The organism is Rappaport israeli (assembly GCF_001888055.1).
In the GTDB taxonomy this organism is placed as follows: Bacteria; Pseudomonadota; Gammaproteobacteria; order Cardiobacteriales; family Cardiobacteriaceae; genus Rappaport; species Rappaport israeli.
The window spans coordinates 203,431-221,543 of sequence record NZ_LXHZ01000022.1; the positions used below are offsets into that span (position 1 = coordinate 203,431).

The following is an 18,113-nucleotide window of genomic DNA, read 5'->3' on the forward strand; positions in this document are numbered from 1 at the left end:
CCTCCACCTCCCACAATCCAATAAAAAAGAGTCCTCATAAGCTCAAACCTACGAGGACAATCTCTAACCTAACAATCCGCTTTTATGACTTCTTATCTGCCTGAGGCGCCAAACACTGATGCAAAAAGCCCATCATCGTCTGTTGCATTTCCAAACGATTTGCCTCCTTGGCAAAACCATGCCCCTCATCATATTTCACCATATAAGGCACCTCCACCCCACGAGCACGCAGATTTTCCACAATTTGGTCTGCCTCATTAATATTCACCCGTGGGTCATTCGCTCCCTGCACCACAAACAACGGCTTAGTAATTTTATCTGCATTTTGCAACGGCGACACCTCATTCATAATTGCCTGTTGCTTCTCATCGGTTGGGTCATACCAAATCGTGTATAACATCTTACGCGCAGACTCCCAATAAGGCGGAATACTATTCATGAATGTAAACAAATTCGACACCCCCACATAATCCACCCCACAGGCATATAAATCGGGCGTCTTAATCAACCCACGCAACACCGCAAATCCACCATGACTTGCGCCATAAATCGCAATCCGCTCAGGGTCAGCCCAGCCTTGCTCAATGATATACGCCACCCCATCTTCCACATCATCCATCGTCTTGCGCCCCACCTCACCAAGACCCGAATTAAAAAATTCCTTCCCATACCCCCCAGAAATACGGAAATTCACCTGCAACACCCCATAGCCATGGCTAGTAAACAGTTGCACCTGCGGATCAAATCCCCAACTATCGCGCACCCCTTGAGGCCCCCCATGCACATACACCACCACAGGCACTTTCTCCTCCTCTTTTGCCTGCACAGGACGACTAAAATATCCATGCAACGTCAACCCATCACGCGACTCAAACTCAATCGGCATCATCTCCGACATATCCTCGCGCTTTAAATGAGAAAACAACTGCGTCAACTGCGTTAATTTTTTCGTCTCACTATCATATAAATAATAGCTCCCTGGCTCTTTATCACTTGCAACCACCACAATCATCTGACGCTCATCATCATCTCTATCGACAATAGTAATCTTATTTTCCGAACCCAGCTGATTTTCCAAATCCTTCATCCACCCAGCGAACGTCTCACTTTTTATAATTATCTGCGGTTTTGCGCCATTGTAGAAAATCGCATCCAATTCATAATTGCGTTTGCGCGATAAACTCACCGACCCCATATCATAGACTTCATCACGGAAAATCTCTTCAATTACCTTATTTTCTTTTAAATCATAACGATAGATACGAGATTTATCGCTATCCTCACTACTGACCACATAAGCATCATCAGGATTATCACTGCGCTCATCAAACGCTAAAACATCAAACGTCTCACCAAAAGGCACATGCTTAATCTTTTTAAACTCCCCATCAATTTTGTAGTAAAAATCCGCATCCTGCCCATTAACTATCCGCGTAAGCATACGCAAATCGCCTCTTTTATCGAATAAAAACCCTTCGATAGGCTCCTCACTTTGCGGATTATCATATAACTTCTCCATCTCACCTGAGACCACATTCAACAAATAAGGCTCAAACAACTGCGCATCTTCCTTGTTCATTTGAATAATAATACGCGCCTTATCCTCTTTTAGCCCATTAATAATCGTCGCGCGCACATTTTCAAACGGCGTTAAATCGCGAGGCGCTTGCTCATCCAACCCAATGGCATAGATATGATAATTTTCATCCCCGCCATTATCCTGCATAAACACCAAATGGTCTTCATTTACCCAGCCATAGGCACGAATTACATCCTCACCCTCAGTGATAAACAAACGCTCCTCACCTGTTTTTATATCGCGCAACCAAATATCTCGCTTACCCTGCGCATTGCGCTTACGCCAACTCAAATACTTCCCATCGGGTGAAATTTGATAACTACTTACCTCAGGCAACGTAAAAAAATCCGCCACTTGATACGGCGCATCTGATTTTGCCAATTGCGCAATCTTAGCCAGCGCTTCATCAGAAGATGGCAACACCGTATTTCCAGGCAACATTTTCCCCTGAACCGCCTCACCACCAGAATGCATCTCCCCTGAATCCTCAGCAAAAGCCACCCCACCACAGACCATCAACGCGCTAAACAACAAACTCTTTTTCATCTTAAATTCTCCCTTCAACACTAAAAACCGCAAAGCTTAACCCACACCATGGCGCAAATAAAGTTACCCCCTTTTAAAAACCCAGCCCCCCACCTAACACACGATACACATCCACCCTGTTTTGCCATAAAAGCAACTGCGCCTGCAAAAGCGCCTGCTCTGCCTGCTCCACAGCCAACGCACGTTCTAACAACGACACCGCACTCCCCACACCACGCTCTAAGCGCACCCCCTCCAAACGCTGACCCTCCAACGCCGCCTCATATTGCCTTTTCACCGCCTCATATTGCGCCAACAACACCTGACGCGCGGAAAGCGCCTCCGCCACCTCATAAAACGCACTTTGCACCGTCTGTTGATAATGCACCAACGCCAACTCACGCTTTACCTGCGCTCCCTGAAAATACGCCCGCCGCTGACCGCCATCAAAAATCGGCAAAGACAACGACGGCGCCAAACGCCACACCACACTCTCAGGCGCTACCAAACTTTGTAACTCCCCACTTGCCAAACCTGCACTACCCGTTAAGCGAATACTTGGATAAAAAGCCGCCCGCGCCTGCATCACATCCGCCTCCGCCGCCTGCAACTGATACTCCGCCTCCCGAATATCAGGACGTCGCTCCAACACCTTCGAAGGCAACCCCGCTGGCAGTGGCGCCAACACCACCGCTCCATCAATGCCCCTTGAGGTTTTACATCAACTGGTTCACCTACCAATCTCATCAACACATTTTCCGCCTGCACCACCTGCCCACGCGCTTGAGCCAAACTCGCCTCAAGTTGCGCCACCCTCGCCTGAGCATTCACCATTACCCTAGCATCCACCAACCCAGCTGCCATCTGCACCGCCCCCAAACGCGCCAACTCCTTTTGCTTTGCCAACTGACGTTGCGCCAGCGCCAACTGATACTGCGCCAAGCTCAAGCGATAAAACCCCTTCGCCACCGATGCAACCACCCCAATCTGCGCACTATCGCGCGCCTCACGCGTTGCTAAATACTGATTTAACACCGCCTCCTGCTGCGCCTGCACCCGTCCAAAAAATCCAACTCAAACCCAGCCACCCCAACCCACACTATACTGCTCAGCCACCCTCGCACGCCCTGACGGACTCAACGACTGCGCCACCCGTTGCGCCGATATCTCAGAATTCAACGCCAACTTAGGCACTCCCTGTGCCACACTAATTTGATACTGCGACGCCACCAAAGCCACATTCAACGCCGCCTGACGCAAATCATGATTATGCACCAACGCCCTCTCAATCAGCGCCTGCAAATCTGGCTCTACAAAAAATTCTCGCCATGACAGATCAGCCACCCCAGCCCCATCAGCATCCGCACCAGCCTCCAGCGCCAACGCCACCCACTCAGGCGCAACTGCCACCTCAGAACGAACAAACTCAGACGACGGCGCACATCCCACCAAACCCAACACCATCGACACCCCCACCCCAAACCAAAACCCCTTCGCCATAAAACACCCCCAACTAAAAGCACAAAATGCCAAAAAATCGCCATTATGCCACAACCCACCCCCTCAACATTGCCCCAATAATCCCATCCCTTCTCATAAAAACTCCCCCCAACACCCTGATTGAGTATAATTAAGCCTCTGTCCCTTTAATAAAAAGAGCCCTGATGCCTTTTCTTAATCGCGCAAACACCATCGCCCCCTTAAACTACAATCGCTGGCTTATCCCACCTGCTGCACTTGCCATCCATCTTTCGATTGGACAAATTTATGCCTACAGTGTTTTTAACCAACCCCTTACACGCATCATAGGCATTCAACAACCCAGCGAAGGCGATTGGAGTCTCGCCACCATTGGCTGGATTTTTAGCATCGCGCTGGCAGTGTTAGGAGCTTCAGCAGCCCTATTTGGCAAATGGCTAGAACGGGTTGGCCCACGCAAAGCCATGTTCTATTCTGCCTGTTGTTTTGCGGGAGGATTTTTTCTCTCTGCATTAGGCATACATTTTCATCAAATCATGCTCATTTATTTAGGCAATGGTGTTTTAGGAGGCATCGGTCTAGGGTTAGGCTATATTTCCCCTGTTTCTACTCTCATCAAATGGTTTCCTGACCGTCCAGGTATGGCAACAGGGCTTGCCATCATGGGCTTTGGAGGGGGCGCCATACTCGCCTCACCATTAAGCATTGCCTTACTAGAACATTTTGCCACCCCAACCTCTGTTGGCTTAGTCCCCACCTTCCTCACCCTTGGAACGTTGTATTTTATTTTCATGATGTTTGGCGTGCTCACCATCAAAATCCCTGCCCCAGATTGGCAACCGCAAGGCTATCTCCCCAAACCCAACCAACGCATGATTTCCAACACCAGCCTCAGCGCCAACCAAGCCTTTAGCACCCCACAATTTTGGTTATTATTTGGTGTTTTATGCCTAAACATTACCGCAGGCATTGGGGTTTTAGGGCAAGCCTCCGTCATGATACAAGAAATGTTCTCCACACAATCTGTTGGTGCAGACAAAGCGGTCACTATAGCCGCAGCTGCTGGATTTGTTGGACTACTAAGCCTTTTTAATATGGGCGGACGCTTTTTCTGGTCAAGCCTTTCAGACAAAATCGGACGCAAAAACACCTACAACCTCTTTTTTATCCTAGGGGCTATTTTTTATTGCCTCATTCCCACCCTCGGCGCCTCTGGCAATCTCAGCCTATTTATTATTGGCTTTTGCTTTATTTTATCCATGTATGGTGGCGGATTTGCCACCATACCTGCTTATCTTCGTGATTTATTTGGCACTTTTGAAGTAGGCGCCATTCATGGACGCATTTTATTAGCTTGGTCCACCGCAGCTATTATCGGGCCCGTTCTCGTCAACTATCTGCGCCAAATACAAATTAACAATGGCATTGCCCCCTCACAAGCCTATAGCATCACCATGTACATCATGGCAGGCTTATTATTAATCGGACTTATCTTAAATCTCCTCGTTAAACCCATCTCCTGCAAATTCGCTCCCCCTCTTACTCAAACACCCACCCAACCTATCTCCACAGAACCCCCGCCGCTAAAACCCAGCAACATTTCTAAATCCCTAATCTTGCGCTGGATCATTGTTAGCATTCCGCTTATTTATGGCGTTGTCATGATTTTTGCAAAAATCCTCAATCTATTTCATCTCTAACCCACACCAACCGCCAGCGCACTTTTGTCTAAACGCCTGCAATGCGCTATCATAAACCCCTTTTTGACAATACCTCATAGCCATGTCCACCTATAAAAATCTCTACTGGCACGAACTCAAAGGCACACTGCGTCTTGGTTTTCCGCTTATTTTCTCGCAACTCCTTGGCTACGCCCAACAAGTCATCGATACCCTCATGGCAGGACGCCACAACGCCCTCACCCTTGCCGCCGTCTCCCTTGCTGGACAATTATTCACCCTTGTTTATTTACTCATGATTGGCATAGGCATCGCCATTTCCGCCAGCGTCTCGCGCTATCATGGACGCCAAGACCCCATGCGCATTCGTCGCTCATTCCAGCAAGGGCAATGGCTCATGTTATTTTTAGCACTGCTGAGCATTGTATTAATTATCGCTATGGCCTACGTCCCCAGCCTAATTGGGAGTGCAGAGGATATCGCTCAAGAAGCCAAACGCTATCTCCTCACGCTTGCCCTAGGGGCTGGACTGTATGTTCTTGCCCTCACGCCACGTTATTTTTTAGAAGGCATGTCCTATCCGCGCACCAATATTCTAATCACCCTCGCGCTATTACCCTTAAACGTTTTTCTAAACTGGGCATTTTTAAGCGGTTGGAGCATTTTCCCTGCGCTAGGTGCTCAAGGCATGGCGCTTGCCACCGCCATCTGCTACAGCCTCTACGCATTCCTGCTATTCTGGCAACTGATTATCAACCCCCAATTTCGCGCCCTTCGTCTTTTCCAGCGCTTTGCCCCACCCAATTGGTTTGAGCTTAAAACGCTTATCCGCATAGGCGTTCCCATCTCGCTAGCCATTATCATGGAAGCAGCTCTATTTATCGCTATTGGACTCATTGCCAGCCGTAGTAATGCCATTCTCACAGGCGCTAATCAAATCGCGCTGAACTACGCAGGCGTGATGTTTATGATTCCTCTTGGGCTTGCCTCGGCGCTCACCGTGCGCGTAGGCAACGCCATTGGACAAAACAACCTCACAATCGCCCGCATTAGAAGCTTAGGGGGCATCGCACTCTCAGCATTTGTTATGTTATTTTCAGGCGCACTCATGCTTTTTTTCGCCAAAGAAATTGCCAGCCTATATAGCGATAACAGCGAAGTGATTGATATTGCTTCCCACATCCTTATCATTGTTGCCATTTTTCAAATTTTTGACGGCATTCAAATCACCGCCGCAGGCGTCCTACGCGGTTTACACGATACCAATATCGCCATGCTTTACGCCCTTATTGGCTATTGGATTTTAGGGTTTCCGCTTGGACTCTATTTTGCCTACGTTTTAGGCTATGGATTGTATGGACTATGGGCAGGCGTTGCCATCGGCCTAATCGTCAATGCCTTCTTAAGCACGCGTCGCGTCTTACAAAAAACCCGCCCCACCGCATCTTAATCTTGCAACTTTCGCCCTAAAAAGCGCTGGGTAACCACCCCTGCAGTCATTGTGCCACTCACATTTACCAGCGTACGCATCATATCAATCAGTGGCTCAATCGAAATAACCAACCCCACTAACACCAAAGGCATATCCAATAGCGACAACACAATAATAGCGGCAAAGGTCGCGCCACCGCCCACCCCCGCCACAGCAAAAGAGACCAACGCAACCACAATCACCAACATCAGCACAAATATCACCGACCATGCATCCATCGCAAGAGAGGGCATAATCATCCCCGCCAATACCGCTGGAAACACCCCAGCACAGCCATTTTGCCCAATCATCGCGCCAAAAGAAGCGGAAAAATCCGCAATAGAGGGATGGACTTTCAAGCGCTTAATTTGCGCCTCGATATTAAGCGGAGTCGTTACCGCCGAACTACGGGATATAAAAGCAAACCTCAACACAGGCATAATCTTCTTAAAATGCCTTATAGGCGAACGCCCAGTAATCACCACCGCCAGCGCATGCACCCCCAACATCAGAGCCAACGCCACATAAGAGGCGATAAAAAACTTCACCAACTGCCAAATTACCCCGCCATTTGCCGATAAGCCCACCTGTATCATCAACGCCAAAACCCATATGGCGTTAAGCGAATTATTATACGCACCAACGCCATCACCCACACCTGCAACCCCTCAATAACTTGCACAATCTGCGCGCCCGTCTCAGGGTCTTTTTTCACCACCGCCAACGCTGCCAAAGCAAAAAACATCGCCACAATCATCAGCGATATCATCACCATATCCGTCAAACCTGACAATGCTGAGGCGATAAGCTTAGGGAAAACCATAAATACCAGCGAGCGCAACGTCCAATCCCCTTCCTCTAAACGCCAATTTATCCAATATTGCTCAAGGGCTAATCTCTGCTCTACTCTCACAATCGCGCTTGCATCCAAATCAAATAAATTCGCCACCATTACACCATCAAGGGCAGCAATAGCGGTCATTGCCATCAAAATCGCAATCACCCAAAACGCAATCGCCCTATCGGTACTGGCTTTTCCCACTCGCACAATCGCCGATAAAACCGAGACAACCGCCAAAGGCATCGCAATCATCTTCAGCAAACCCGCATAGCCATAACCCACTAAATGCACCCATGGCAATAATCCTTTAACGCAGCCCTGAAAAAACGACAACACCCACGCATAGCTCATCCCCAACACCAGCCCTAAAAGCACACTCTGACTTAACGACCTACCCGCCCGCTGAAACCGCCACACCACATACAGCAACAACACAAACCCTACCAACCATAACCCCAACATCCGCCTCTCCTTTCATTCTCAAACGCGCCAATTACAAAATATGCGCAAAATACTATCCCAAACCCATCTCTAATCTCTAAAACAAATGGCGCATAGCGCCTGTTCTTGATTAATCCGAATCCATAAAATCACCCCATAAATCGGCAATCCCACCAACATCACCGTCCACGCATGACACAACAAACCAATCCCAATCAATTCAGGAATAATATTGAGAAAATAATTTGGATGCTTCACCACACGAAACAGCCACGAGCGATTGATTTGATGTTGCGGATGAATATAGATTTTAAGCGTCCACAATCCTCCAAGCGTGCGAATCACCCAATAAAGCGCTAATAACGCCAGCACCGTCAAACCAGCCCCCAGCGCTGAAATGCCATCAAACTGCGCACCGCTTAACTGCGCCTCCACCAGCGCCAATACATAATAAGCAATATGCGCCATCGCCAACACTTTAGAATTACGCGCCCCATATTGTTTAGCCCCCACCGCCAACAACTGTTTTTCATGCCGAATCGAAACCGCCAAAGACAGCAAACGCAACATAAAAAACACTACAAAAAATCCTATAATCATTACTCATCTCCAAAAAAAAACGGCATTGTAGACAAAAACCGCAACATTGCCATCTTCTCACTAACGATACGCCCCTTTTCCCCGCATTTTTTCAAACCCCACAATCACCACAGTGCCTAAAATCATCAACCCCAACACCGCCAACGCATGCGCCTCCCTCTCATAAGCCATCGGCAACACATTTTCTCCCGCTACCTTCCATGGCCACAATTTCGCCAACGACCCAAAAATAAATCCCGTCAACAGCGCCACCGTCAACGCATGATAGCGACTAAATAACCACTTCAATATCCGAGATATGCTCAACAATCCACACACCGCCCCCAGCGCAAACACCGCCAACACTTTCATATCCAGCGTACTAATGGCAGAAAGCAAAACATCATAAGCGCCAATTAACAACAAAATAAATGCCCCTGAAATCCCTGGCAAAATCATCGCGCAAACCGCCAAGGCGCCCGCAATAAACAAAAACCCATACCCTTGCCCAGCATCTGCTACGCCCGTGGAGGTCGTAATCCACCAAGCGCCCCAACGCCCCCAGCCCAGCAAAGGCGAAAATTTGCACATCAAAGCGCCCCACCTCACGCCCAAGCGCCCAAACACTTGCCGCCACCAAACCAAAAAAGAACCCCCATAAATGCAAAGGATAATGCAATAACAACCCCTTAATCACATGCGACAAACTCACCACACTCAATAAAATCCCTATAAAAAGCGCCAATAAAAACCCACCATCCATATACCGCCACGCCGCCCGCCCCCCCTGAGAGCGCCAAATTCGCCATGCCTGCACATTTATCCGACTAATCGCCGTAATCAAACGCTCATAAATCCCCATGATAAAAGCCATCGTCCCCCCAGACACCCCTGGGACGATATCCGCCGCCCCCATCACCATTCCCTTTAGCACAATCTGCAAATACGCTTTAGCCATTTTTTCCTCCATTAAGCTCCCACAGTTGCCCATAAATGCGCTACACTACGCCCTCATTTCCACCCCTTATGAATTGCATGACAGATTTCTCACGCATCCAAAATCTAAACGGTGCACACATTATCGAAGCGCACGAATTTCCCTTATTTCAATTCACCGCACTCTATCAAAAATTCACCGTTCCCAGTGAACGCATTAGCGCTGAGTCCATTATTGTTCCATTGGAAGTCATCGACATAAGCCACGAAGAATTACTCAATTTAATCATCGCCTCAGGATACGTTGCAGATGATGCCGACATTACCTTTCGCATCAACGAAGCCAGTGGCTATTTTTACGCCTATTTTAATTTCATCAACGAAGCGCTTTAATTCCAGCGTGGCTCAGTCAATTTGCTTATCGCCTCAATCTCTTGTTTAGGCAAACGCGCCAAACACTGCGCCACCGTCCCATACTCCCCAAGGCACAACGTTTTATCAAGCGTTGCCAACGGCTGTAACACAAACGCGCGTTCATGCATTCTAGGGTGAGGCAAAGTAAGCGTTGGTGTCTTTAAAATATGCCCTTCAAACACCAACAAATCCAAATCAATCACTCGCGGGCCGTTCTTAAATAGCCTTACCCGCCCCAAGCGTAACTCCAGCGCCAGCAACGCCTGCAACAATGCCTGAGGCGTTTGCTTACAGCGATAACGAATCACGGCATTAATAAAATCATCTTGCGCCTCAAAGCCTACGGGTGGCGTTTGATATAAAGGGGAAGCCGCCTCTTCTTCCATCCCCTCTAAATCCGCCACTTGAGCGCGAGCACGTAATAACTGTTCAACAGGTTGCTCTTGATTACTGCCAAAGGCAATCCAAACGCGGTTCATCGTCTGCGTCTATGCCGTTGGTAAGGGCGACGCGTATCTTGCAAAGCTGCTGCCTGCGCTATAAGCGCTACCGCCTGAGAATCCTCTTGCACACGTTGCCAAAACTCCGCCCAAGCCTCTACTGGCTCGCCTGCGCTTTGTCGTACCAATAAAAAATCATACGCCGCGCGAAAGCGTCGATGCTGTAAAACATTAATCATCTTCTCATCATTTAACATCGATTTTTTAAATCTGCGTCCTTGCTGAGCGTAACGCTCAAATAATAATTGCAAACGCGCCTGCAACGCCCAAATATCTCGAATCATAGTTTTAAAACGCATCGGAATCGCCACACGTTCACTCGCTGCAATCAATACCAAATCAATCGCCTCATACATTGCGCTATGCCAACTGCCCCGCTCTTTTAACAACCCCTGATATTGCAACTGATAAATCGGCCACAAAATTGCCGCCAATAAAAATGCCACTGTTACCGACTGACCATTTGCAATACGCTCATCCGTATTGCGCAAAGCAGTCTCCACCATCTGCTGACTATAGCGCGCAAAATCTACATTAGGATGAGCAAAAGAGGTTTGCGTATCTGGGAATAACACCGCAAATAAATCATAGCGCTGTAAGGATTCAAAACATCTCAGACCATAACCGCCTAAAAATAGTTTTTGCACCTCATCAAATAACCTAGCTGATGGTACCGCTTTTAACAACTCACGTTTTTCTCTAATAGCACGCTCTGCCTCACCTTCTAGCGCCATCGACAATTTCGCGGCAAATCTTGCTGCACGCAACATCCGCACAGGATCTTCCGTATAGCGCTGTTGCGCCTGCCCAATTAAAGCAATTCGCCCAGCTTTGATATCCTCCATAGCGCCTAAATAATCAATAATTTTCTGTGCGCGCGCATCATAATAAAGCGCATTAATCGTAAAATCGCGCCGAATCACATCCTCTTCAATCGTGCCATAATGATTATCTTCCAGTACATTCCCATAGCGATTACTGACCACCTCCTCCTGCGCCTGCGCACGAAACGTCGCCACCTCAATCACATCACGATAAAAATAAATATGCGCCAAGCGAAAACGTCGCCCAATCAGACGACAATTACGAAACAACCCCTTCACCTGCTCAGGGCGAGCATTTGTTGCAATATCAAAATCCTTAGGCATCAACCCCAACAATAAATCGCGCACACAACCACCCACCAAATACGCCTCAAATCCCGCGTCATTTAACGTTTCTAAAACCTCCAACGCCCGCTCATCTAATTGTTCTAACTTAATTCCATACGCCTGAGCATCATAAAAACTAGGCGTTAATTTTGCGGCTTCTTCCATGCCGACCTCACCAGTTTGTTATGCATTTAACCTACGTTGCATAAATTACGCTTGGCCTTTTTGAGCGCCGCAATAGAATCATCACACACATTTTTATCTCTATTGACAGCCTCTTATCCACTTTGTTCTACCATTCCATAAAAACTCTCAAGCCTTTCAAATCAACTGACAGATACTCCTCACAGCATCTGATTTATCTAGAATTTAAGGAATAGTCTATTCGCCCAGATTTGCGAAAAGCCAATTAGTCGCACATCTTCAGCGCTTTTTTAAACACTCAACCACCTAAGCTCATCAACCTATTAATGATAACGTCGCCATGTTTTTGGGTCTTGATGATCTCCTGCCTTTTGCCATACACCGAGCTTCTCCTTTTGCGCTTGTTGTTGAGCCTGCTTATAGCGTTTTTGCGTCTTACTATCGGCATAAGCAACAGCATATCCTTCGCGCACCATCTGCTCATTAATATTTCTTTCTTTGACATACAACTCACCCAACATCCGCTGATAAAAATCCAAACCATAGAACTTAATCCGCACCTTATCAGGCAACGCCATCGCAAGCGCCTTCTTAGCCCGTTCACCATAAGGCGCTTGCTTCATCTCAGGCGCATCAATGCCATACAAACGCACCATAATGCGCTCCTGCTCGCACAGCGCCTTAATCGAATCTCCATCAACAACCACAATATCCCCACACACCGCCTCCTTTTGCGCCAAAAGCGCCTCTGAAGCGCGCTGTGTAGATTGCTTAGGCGTTTTTTCATTCGACACACAAGACACCGCAGCTATTCCCATCGCCGTCAATAGCAAAATAGCAGGATAACCCTCTAAATAACGTTTTAATCCTGTTTGTTTTTGCAATTGATTCAATTGGCGATAAAAGCGCTTAGTATCTTTAAGAAAACGTTCTGCTTGTTTAAAATTATCTGATTTCAATGGTTTTATTATTCAGTCGAGTTTAATTTAATGCCATGCAAAAAAGCGCGCTTGTTGTAACGCATTACAGTCATCATGCTTATTTTTGCAAAATTTCAGCAAAACTATTTTAAAGCCATCTCCATAGCAAGGCATAGCTCAAAGTACTACAGAAAAACGCCGATAAATCGGCGCTTTGCAAATCGCTGTTGCATAAAAGCATTTTTTACGCAACACACTTATAACGACTCATCCACGCGCTCACGCAATTCCTTACCAGCACGAAAATACGGGATAGACTTAGCAGGAACATCCACCGCCTCGCCTGTTTTTGGATTACGCCCAACACGTTTGTCACGATGATGTAAAGAAAAACTGCCAAATCCTCTAATTTCAACCCTATCGCCTTTTTCAAGACTTTGACAAATACGCTCTATCATCAACTTCACCGCGCCTTCTACTTCTTGGGCGCGCAATTGAGGATATTTCATCGCCAAGCGTTCAATGAGTTCAGATTTTGTCATGTAACACTCCTTTTAGAATAGATTGCCGTCATAAAGACGGCAATCGTAACCTATTTGCTTGCAAATAGTCCCAGGCTCTTTTTTAGGATTATTCTTTTTCCACGTTATCTAACTGCTCTTTAAAGATATCACCTAAAGAAGTACCGCTATTAGATTCTTTACGCGTGTAATCTTTGATAACCGCTTTTTCTTCTGCAACTTCTTTGGCACGCTTAGACAACTGAATCGTTTTATTTTTACGGTCTACATTAATCACGTTTGCCTCAACCTCATCGCCAACACTTAGCAAAGTGGTTAAATCTTCAACGCGTTCAATAGCCGCTTCATTTGCGCGCAAAATACCCGTAATATCTTCTGCTAACTGTACAACAGCTTGTTGCTCATCTACCTCAACCACAGTTCCTTTAACCGTAGTACCACGACCATTAGTGGTTACAAAAGTTGCAAATGCATCTTGTGATAATTGCTTAATTCCTAAAGAAATGCGCTCACGCTCAGCATCGATTGCTAAAATAACTGCTTCAACTTCCTGACCTTTTTGGAAATCACGCACAGCTTCCTCGCCTGAATCATCCCATGACAAATCAGACAAGTGAATTAAACCATCAATGCCACCATCTAAGCCGATAAATACGCCAAAGTCAGTAATGGATTTAATTTGACCTTCGACTTTATCGCCTTTGTTGTAGCGTTTTTCAAACTCTTCCCAAGGGTTAGATTGACATTGTTTCATGCCTAAAGAAATACGACGGCGCTCACTATCAATATCCAAAATCATCACGTCAACTTCTTGACCAACTGCTACAAATTTACGTGGATTAACGTTTTTATTTGTCCAGTCCATTTCAGAAACATGCACCAAACCTTCAACGCCATCTTCAATCTCAACAAAAGCACCATAATCAGCAATATTGGTCACTTTACCGCTGGCTTTGCTATTTACTGGATAACGCTCAGTAATATCTGCCCAAGGATCATCGCCTAATTGTTTTAAGCCAAGGGAAACTCTTGCGCGCTCGCGGTCAAATTTCAATACTTTTACTTCTACCTCATCGCCAATATTAACAACCTCTGAAGGGTATTTAATGCGTTTCCAAGCCATATCGGTAATATGCAGCAAGCCATCAACGCCCCCTAAGTCTAAGAACGCGCCGTAGTCGGTTAAATTCTTAACCGTTGCCTTAACAATATCGCCTTCTTGTAAGTTTTTGAGGATTTCTTCGCGCTCTGCTTTGTATTCATGCTCTAGCACTGCGCGACGTGAGACAACAATATTATTGCGTTTTTGGTCAAGTTTGATGATTTTAAACTCGATTTCTTTCCCTTCAATGAAGCCTGCATCTTTAACGGGGCGCACATCAACCAATGAACCAGGAAGAAAAGCTTTCACGCCTTCAACGTCCACAGTAAATCCGCCTTTAACGCGACTAGAGACCAAGCCAGTAATCGTTGCTTCTTCGCTGAATTTTTTCTCCAGCTCACCCCAAGTGCGAATGCGTTGAGCTTTTTCATGCGAAATGCGCGTTTCGCCAAAGCCATCTTCTAACGCTTCTAAGGCAACTTCAACCTCATCGCCAACGCTAACGGTTAGCTCTCCCTTATCGTTAGTAAACTGTTCAACAGGGATTAAGCCTTCAGATTTTAAACCTGCGTTTAAAATAACGAAATCTTTTCCAATTTCAATGACTTCTGCGGTAATAATAGAACCTGGCTTTAGTTCGGTTTGTTCAATACTTTTTTCAAATAAGTCGGCAAATGATTCTGACATGGATAATACTCTAGTGTGTTTTTACACGATTAAATTAATTGTTTCTCTGTCAAAAGCGCTAATACTTTTTCCAGAACCTGTGACGCGCTGTAATCTTGCGTGTCAATAATTACCGCATCGGCTGCAGGCTTATGCGGTGAAACCTTGCGCTGTGCATCGCGTGCATCGCGTTCGGTAATCTCTTGTTTGAGGGCGCGTAAACTATCACACTCCTCTTTTTTATTCAACTGTTTAAAGCGCCGTTGCGCGCGCACTTCTGCGCTAGCGGTTAGATAAATTTTTAAATCTGCCTGCGGAAAGACCACTGTTCCCATATCGCGCCCATCGGCAACAAGAGCCAAAGGCATTGCAAATTGGCGCTGAAATTCAAGCAAAGAGGTGCGCACTTCGGCATAAGCGGCAATTTTGGAGGCAATATTGGCGCAATATTCACTGCGAATCTCTTCGCCTACACTTTGCCCATTTAACAATAGGCGATAGGTTTTATCTTGATACTCAAACTCTAGTTGCATGGTTTCAAGCAATGCGGCGACTGTTTGAGGGTCGGCATTTTCTTTGCCAGATTTAAGCGCTTCTAGCGCTAATGCGCGATATAAAGCCCCACTGTCTAAATACGCCCAATTTAATTTTTGTGCCAACGCCTGACACAATGTTCCCTTGCCCACGCCACTGGTCCATCTACCGTTACTACGGTGCGTTTAGTCGACTTCATAGGCGCTTACCTGCATTCCTACTCTTTGTGCTAACTGGCGAAATGAGGGAAACGAAGTTGCAACATTGGCACAATCTGCAATCACAATCTCTGCCTTGGCGCGAATTGCCGCAACAGCAAAACTCATTGCAATACGATGATCACCCACACTATCGACCTCCCCGCCTTGACAATATTCTCCCCCTTCGATTTCCAGCCAATCCTCTGCGCTATTACACCGCACGCCCAAATGCGCCAACCCTGTTGCCATTGCCGCCAAGCGGTCACTTTCTTTTACGCGCAACTCGCCAATCTCTCTAGCGGTGGTTTTTCCTTTGGCAAAACTGGCGGCCACAAAGATAATTGGAAACTCATCAATTGCAATAGGCACGTAGTGGGTGGGAATATCAATGCCGTGTAACTGTGAGGCGCGCACCCGAATATCTGCAACAGGCTCACCGCCAACCTCGCGCCTATTTATTAACTCAATCTTTGCGCCCATCGCCTTTAAAATATCAATCACAGCAGCACGTGTTGGATTAATCCCTACCTGTAAAATTAAAATATCTGCCTTCGGTGCGATTAATGCCGCCACTATAAAAAACGCCGCGGACGACACATCCCCTGGCACGGTGATAGAAGTCGCGCGCAAGGTTTGCCCCCCTTGAATCGACAACGTATTCCCCGCTTGTTCAACTTGCACCCCAAACCCACGCAACATGCGCTCACTGTGATCACGACTTGCGCCACATTCCACAATCTGCGTTATACCATCGGCATATAATCCTGCTAACAACAACGCTGATTTTAATTGTGCGCTCGCCACAGGCAGGGTGTAGTGGATTGGTTTAAGCGCTAGGCGCGCCCCTGCTTTGCTCTGACCTGTAATAGAAATCGGTGCAGTTCCTGCTTCAGATAATGTCATTTCTGCGCCCATTTGTCGCAAAGGCGTGGCGACACGTTGCATAGGGCGCTTCATCAACGACGCATCGCCAACCAATACACTATTAAACGTCTGACCTGCCAACACACCAGACATCAAGCGCATGCTTGTGCCTGAATTTCCCACATCCAGCGCTTTTTCTGGCGCTTGCAAGCCAAACAATCCCTGCCCATGAATAATCACCTCGCCTGCGCTTTTATGCTCAATGGGCACTCCCATTTGTGCAAAAGCGCGCAAAGTCGCCAAACAATCCTCTCCTTCTAAAAATCCTGATACCTGTGTAATGCCTTCTGCCAAAGCGCCCAGCATAATCGAACGGTGAGAAATTGACTTATCCCCAGCAACGGTAATCTCCCCAGCCAAACTAGAAACCGGATTGCTCCGCCAATAAACCATCATAAAGGCAACTCCTGTTGATAATGAACATCTCGCGCTAATTTGGCGCGCGTAAAAATCGTTTCAATTTCTGCTGCCTCTCCCAGGGACAACAACTGCTCAAACGCCTGCAAGCGTTGACGATACTGCGCCAACAAATCCTGCAACACCACCGCATTATGCACACACACATCTCGCCACATTATCGGTGAACTTGAGGCAATGCGCGTAAAATCGCGAAAACCACCCGCAGCGTAAGTAAAAATCTCATCATGATGCAAATCTTGATTAAGCATATCCACCAATAAAAATGCCAACACATGCGGCAAATGACTGGTTGCCCCCAACACCTCATCATGATCAGCAATAGACAAATACGACACCACCGCTCCTGCAGCATGCCATAACCGACTCACCACACCAAGCGCTGCATCATCTGTTTGCGCCAGCGTTGTGATAATAACCTTATGGCGGACAAACAGCGCCCCATCAGCAGCTTCCACACCGCTTTTCTCTCGCCCAGCGATGGGGTGCGCTGGCACAAACCAACTCGGCACTTCTCCATAAGCCTGCACCATCGCCTCCAACACAGATGATTTTGTACTCCCCACATCCGTTACCACCGCGCCTGCTTTCAAACTCACCGCCTTTAACTGGCGACACACCGCAAACAACGCATCTACTGGCGTTGCCAATACAATCACATCCGCTTGCGCAAGTGATTCCATCTCCCCTAGCGCATCAATCACCCCAAGCTCTAGCGCTTGATATAAATTTGAGCGCACCGCATCAACCCCAATAATCCTATCCACCACCCCAGCCGCTTTTAATGCCAGCGCCAACGACCCCCCAATCAATCCCACACCCACAATTGCCACCACCCCCAAAGACGCCAAACCCGCTTCACCCTCAACCTCAGCCATAATACCGCCCCAATCCAAGCAAAAACGCCATTTTACCCATCAAAAGCCTTTGCGACTAGATAAAAACCACCTCACAAAACCAATCCATACCAACCCTAGCCTCAACCATACAAAAAAAGCGCTGCCAGCCAAGCCAACAGCGCAATGAATAAATCACGAAAAACTATTTATTTTATTATCTTTTTAAAGCCATGGCAGTGACCACCACACGC

General features: G+C 47.1%; 15 protein-coding genes and 3 pseudogenes. 3 read left to right on the plus strand and 15 right to left on the minus strand.

The window, feature by feature from the left end; genetic code table 11:
* Positions 1 to 82: 82 nt before the first annotated feature.
* From A5N84_RS06435 to A5N84_RS06450, 4 genes are all read right to left on the minus strand, one after another.
* Complete coding sequence (locus A5N84_RS06435; protein ID WP_072281704.1) at positions 83 to 2,125, minus strand: S9 family peptidase; 2,043 nt, start codon at positions 2,123 to 2,125, stop codon at positions 83 to 85.
* 73 nt (positions 2,126 to 2,198) lie between these two features.
* Positions 2,199 to 2,792, minus strand: a complete 594-nt coding sequence (locus tag A5N84_RS06440) for a TolC family protein (protein ID WP_158008669.1) — start codon at positions 2,790 to 2,792, stop codon at positions 2,199 to 2,201.
* Complete coding sequence (locus tag A5N84_RS06445; protein WP_072281706.1) at positions 2,690 to 3,160, minus strand: TolC family protein; 471 nt, start codon at positions 3,158 to 3,160, stop codon at positions 2,690 to 2,692. The genes A5N84_RS06440 and A5N84_RS06445 overlap by 103 nt, the downstream gene beginning before the upstream one ends.
* Positions 3,161 to 3,178: 18 nt before the next feature.
* Positions 3,179 to 3,604 carry an efflux transporter outer membrane subunit gene (locus A5N84_RS06450; protein WP_143324858.1) on the minus strand — a complete coding sequence of 142 codons (426 nt, stop codon included), beginning with the start codon at positions 3,602 to 3,604 and terminating at the stop codon, positions 3,179 to 3,181.
* A gap of 164 nt (positions 3,605 to 3,768) precedes the next feature.
* Here A5N84_RS06450 and A5N84_RS06455 point away from each other — a divergent pair, with 164 nt between their 5' ends.
* Together A5N84_RS06455 and A5N84_RS06460 are read left to right on the plus strand one after the other, a co-directional pair.
* Complete coding sequence (locus A5N84_RS06455) at positions 3,769 to 5,283, plus strand: OFA family MFS transporter (protein ID WP_072281708.1); 1,515 nt, start codon at positions 3,769 to 3,771, stop codon at positions 5,281 to 5,283.
* Positions 5,284 to 5,365: 82 nt separating this feature from the next.
* Positions 5,366 to 6,712, plus strand: a complete 1,347-nt coding sequence (locus A5N84_RS06460; protein WP_072281709.1) for an MATE family efflux transporter — start codon at positions 5,366 to 5,368, stop codon at positions 6,710 to 6,712.
* Here A5N84_RS06460 and A5N84_RS13460 read toward each other — a convergent pair.
* From A5N84_RS13460 to A5N84_RS11915, 4 genes and pseudogenes are all read right to left on the minus strand, one after another.
* Positions 6,709 to 8,036 (minus strand): annotated as a pseudogene (locus A5N84_RS13460) (cation:dicarboxylate symporter family transporter). The gene A5N84_RS06460 and the pseudogene A5N84_RS13460 sit on opposite strands and share 4 nt — an antisense overlap.
* A gap of 69 nt (positions 8,037 to 8,105) precedes the next feature.
* Positions 8,106 to 8,615, minus strand: a complete 510-nt coding sequence (locus A5N84_RS06470; RefSeq protein WP_072281710.1) for an isoprenylcysteine carboxyl methyltransferase family protein — start codon at positions 8,613 to 8,615, stop codon at positions 8,106 to 8,108.
* A 60-nt stretch (positions 8,616 to 8,675) separates the two neighbouring features.
* Entirely contained in the window at positions 8,676 to 9,086 is a 411-nt protein-coding gene (locus A5N84_RS10785; RefSeq protein ID WP_408633841.1) for a DUF368 domain-containing protein, read from the minus strand.
* A complete protein-coding gene (locus tag A5N84_RS11915; RefSeq protein ID WP_198923832.1) occupies positions 8,998 to 9,552 on the minus strand; it encodes a DUF368 domain-containing protein in 555 nt (184 codons plus the stop codon). Before A5N84_RS11915 ends, A5N84_RS10785 begins: the two co-directional genes overlap by 89 nt.
* Before the next feature lie 77 nt (positions 9,553 to 9,629).
* Here A5N84_RS11915 and A5N84_RS06480 point away from each other — a divergent pair, with 77 nt between their 5' ends.
* Positions 9,630 to 9,923: a hypothetical protein gene (locus A5N84_RS06480; protein WP_072281711.1), complete on the plus strand. Its 294-nt coding sequence runs from the start codon at positions 9,630 to 9,632 to the stop codon at positions 9,921 to 9,923.
* Here A5N84_RS06480 and folK read toward each other — a convergent pair.
* The 7 genes and pseudogenes from folK to A5N84_RS13465 all read right to left on the minus strand — a co-directional run bounded on the left by folK (position 9,920) and on the right by A5N84_RS13465 (position 17,901).
* Positions 9,920 to 10,423, minus strand: a complete 504-nt coding sequence (gene folK / locus A5N84_RS06485) for a 2-amino-4-hydroxy-6-hydroxymethyldihydropteridine diphosphokinase (RefSeq protein ID WP_072281712.1) — start codon at positions 10,421 to 10,423, stop codon at positions 9,920 to 9,922. The two genes, A5N84_RS06480 and folK, sit on opposite strands and share 4 nt — an antisense overlap.
* On the minus strand, positions 10,420 to 11,760 hold the full coding sequence (gene pcnB, locus A5N84_RS06490) for a polynucleotide adenylyltransferase PcnB (RefSeq protein WP_072281713.1): 1,341 nt from the start codon (positions 11,758 to 11,760) through the stop codon (positions 10,420 to 10,422). The genes folK and pcnB overlap by 4 nt, the downstream gene beginning before the upstream one ends.
* Before the next feature lie 302 nt (positions 11,761 to 12,062).
* Entirely contained in the window at positions 12,063 to 12,698 is a 636-nt protein-coding gene (locus A5N84_RS06495) for a thermonuclease family protein (protein ID WP_078055623.1), read from the minus strand.
* Between the two features lie 218 nt (positions 12,699 to 12,916).
* Entirely contained in the window at positions 12,917 to 13,201 is a 285-nt protein-coding gene (locus A5N84_RS06500) for an integration host factor subunit beta (RefSeq protein ID WP_072281714.1), read from the minus strand.
* 88 nt (positions 13,202 to 13,289) lie between these two features.
* Positions 13,290 to 14,969, minus strand: coding sequence for a 30S ribosomal protein S1 (gene rpsA / locus A5N84_RS06505; RefSeq protein ID WP_072281715.1), 1,680 nt, complete (start codon positions 14,967 to 14,969; stop codon positions 13,290 to 13,292).
* 29 nt (positions 14,970 to 14,998) lie between these two features.
* Positions 14,999 to 15,681: pseudogene (cmk, locus tag A5N84_RS06510) on the minus strand ((d)CMP kinase).
* Positions 15,668 to 17,901 (minus strand): annotated as a pseudogene (locus A5N84_RS13465) (bifunctional prephenate dehydrogenase/3-phosphoshikimate 1-carboxyvinyltransferase). Before A5N84_RS13465 ends, cmk begins: the two co-directional pseudogenes overlap by 14 nt.
* Positions 17,902 to 18,113 lie beyond the last annotated feature (212 nt).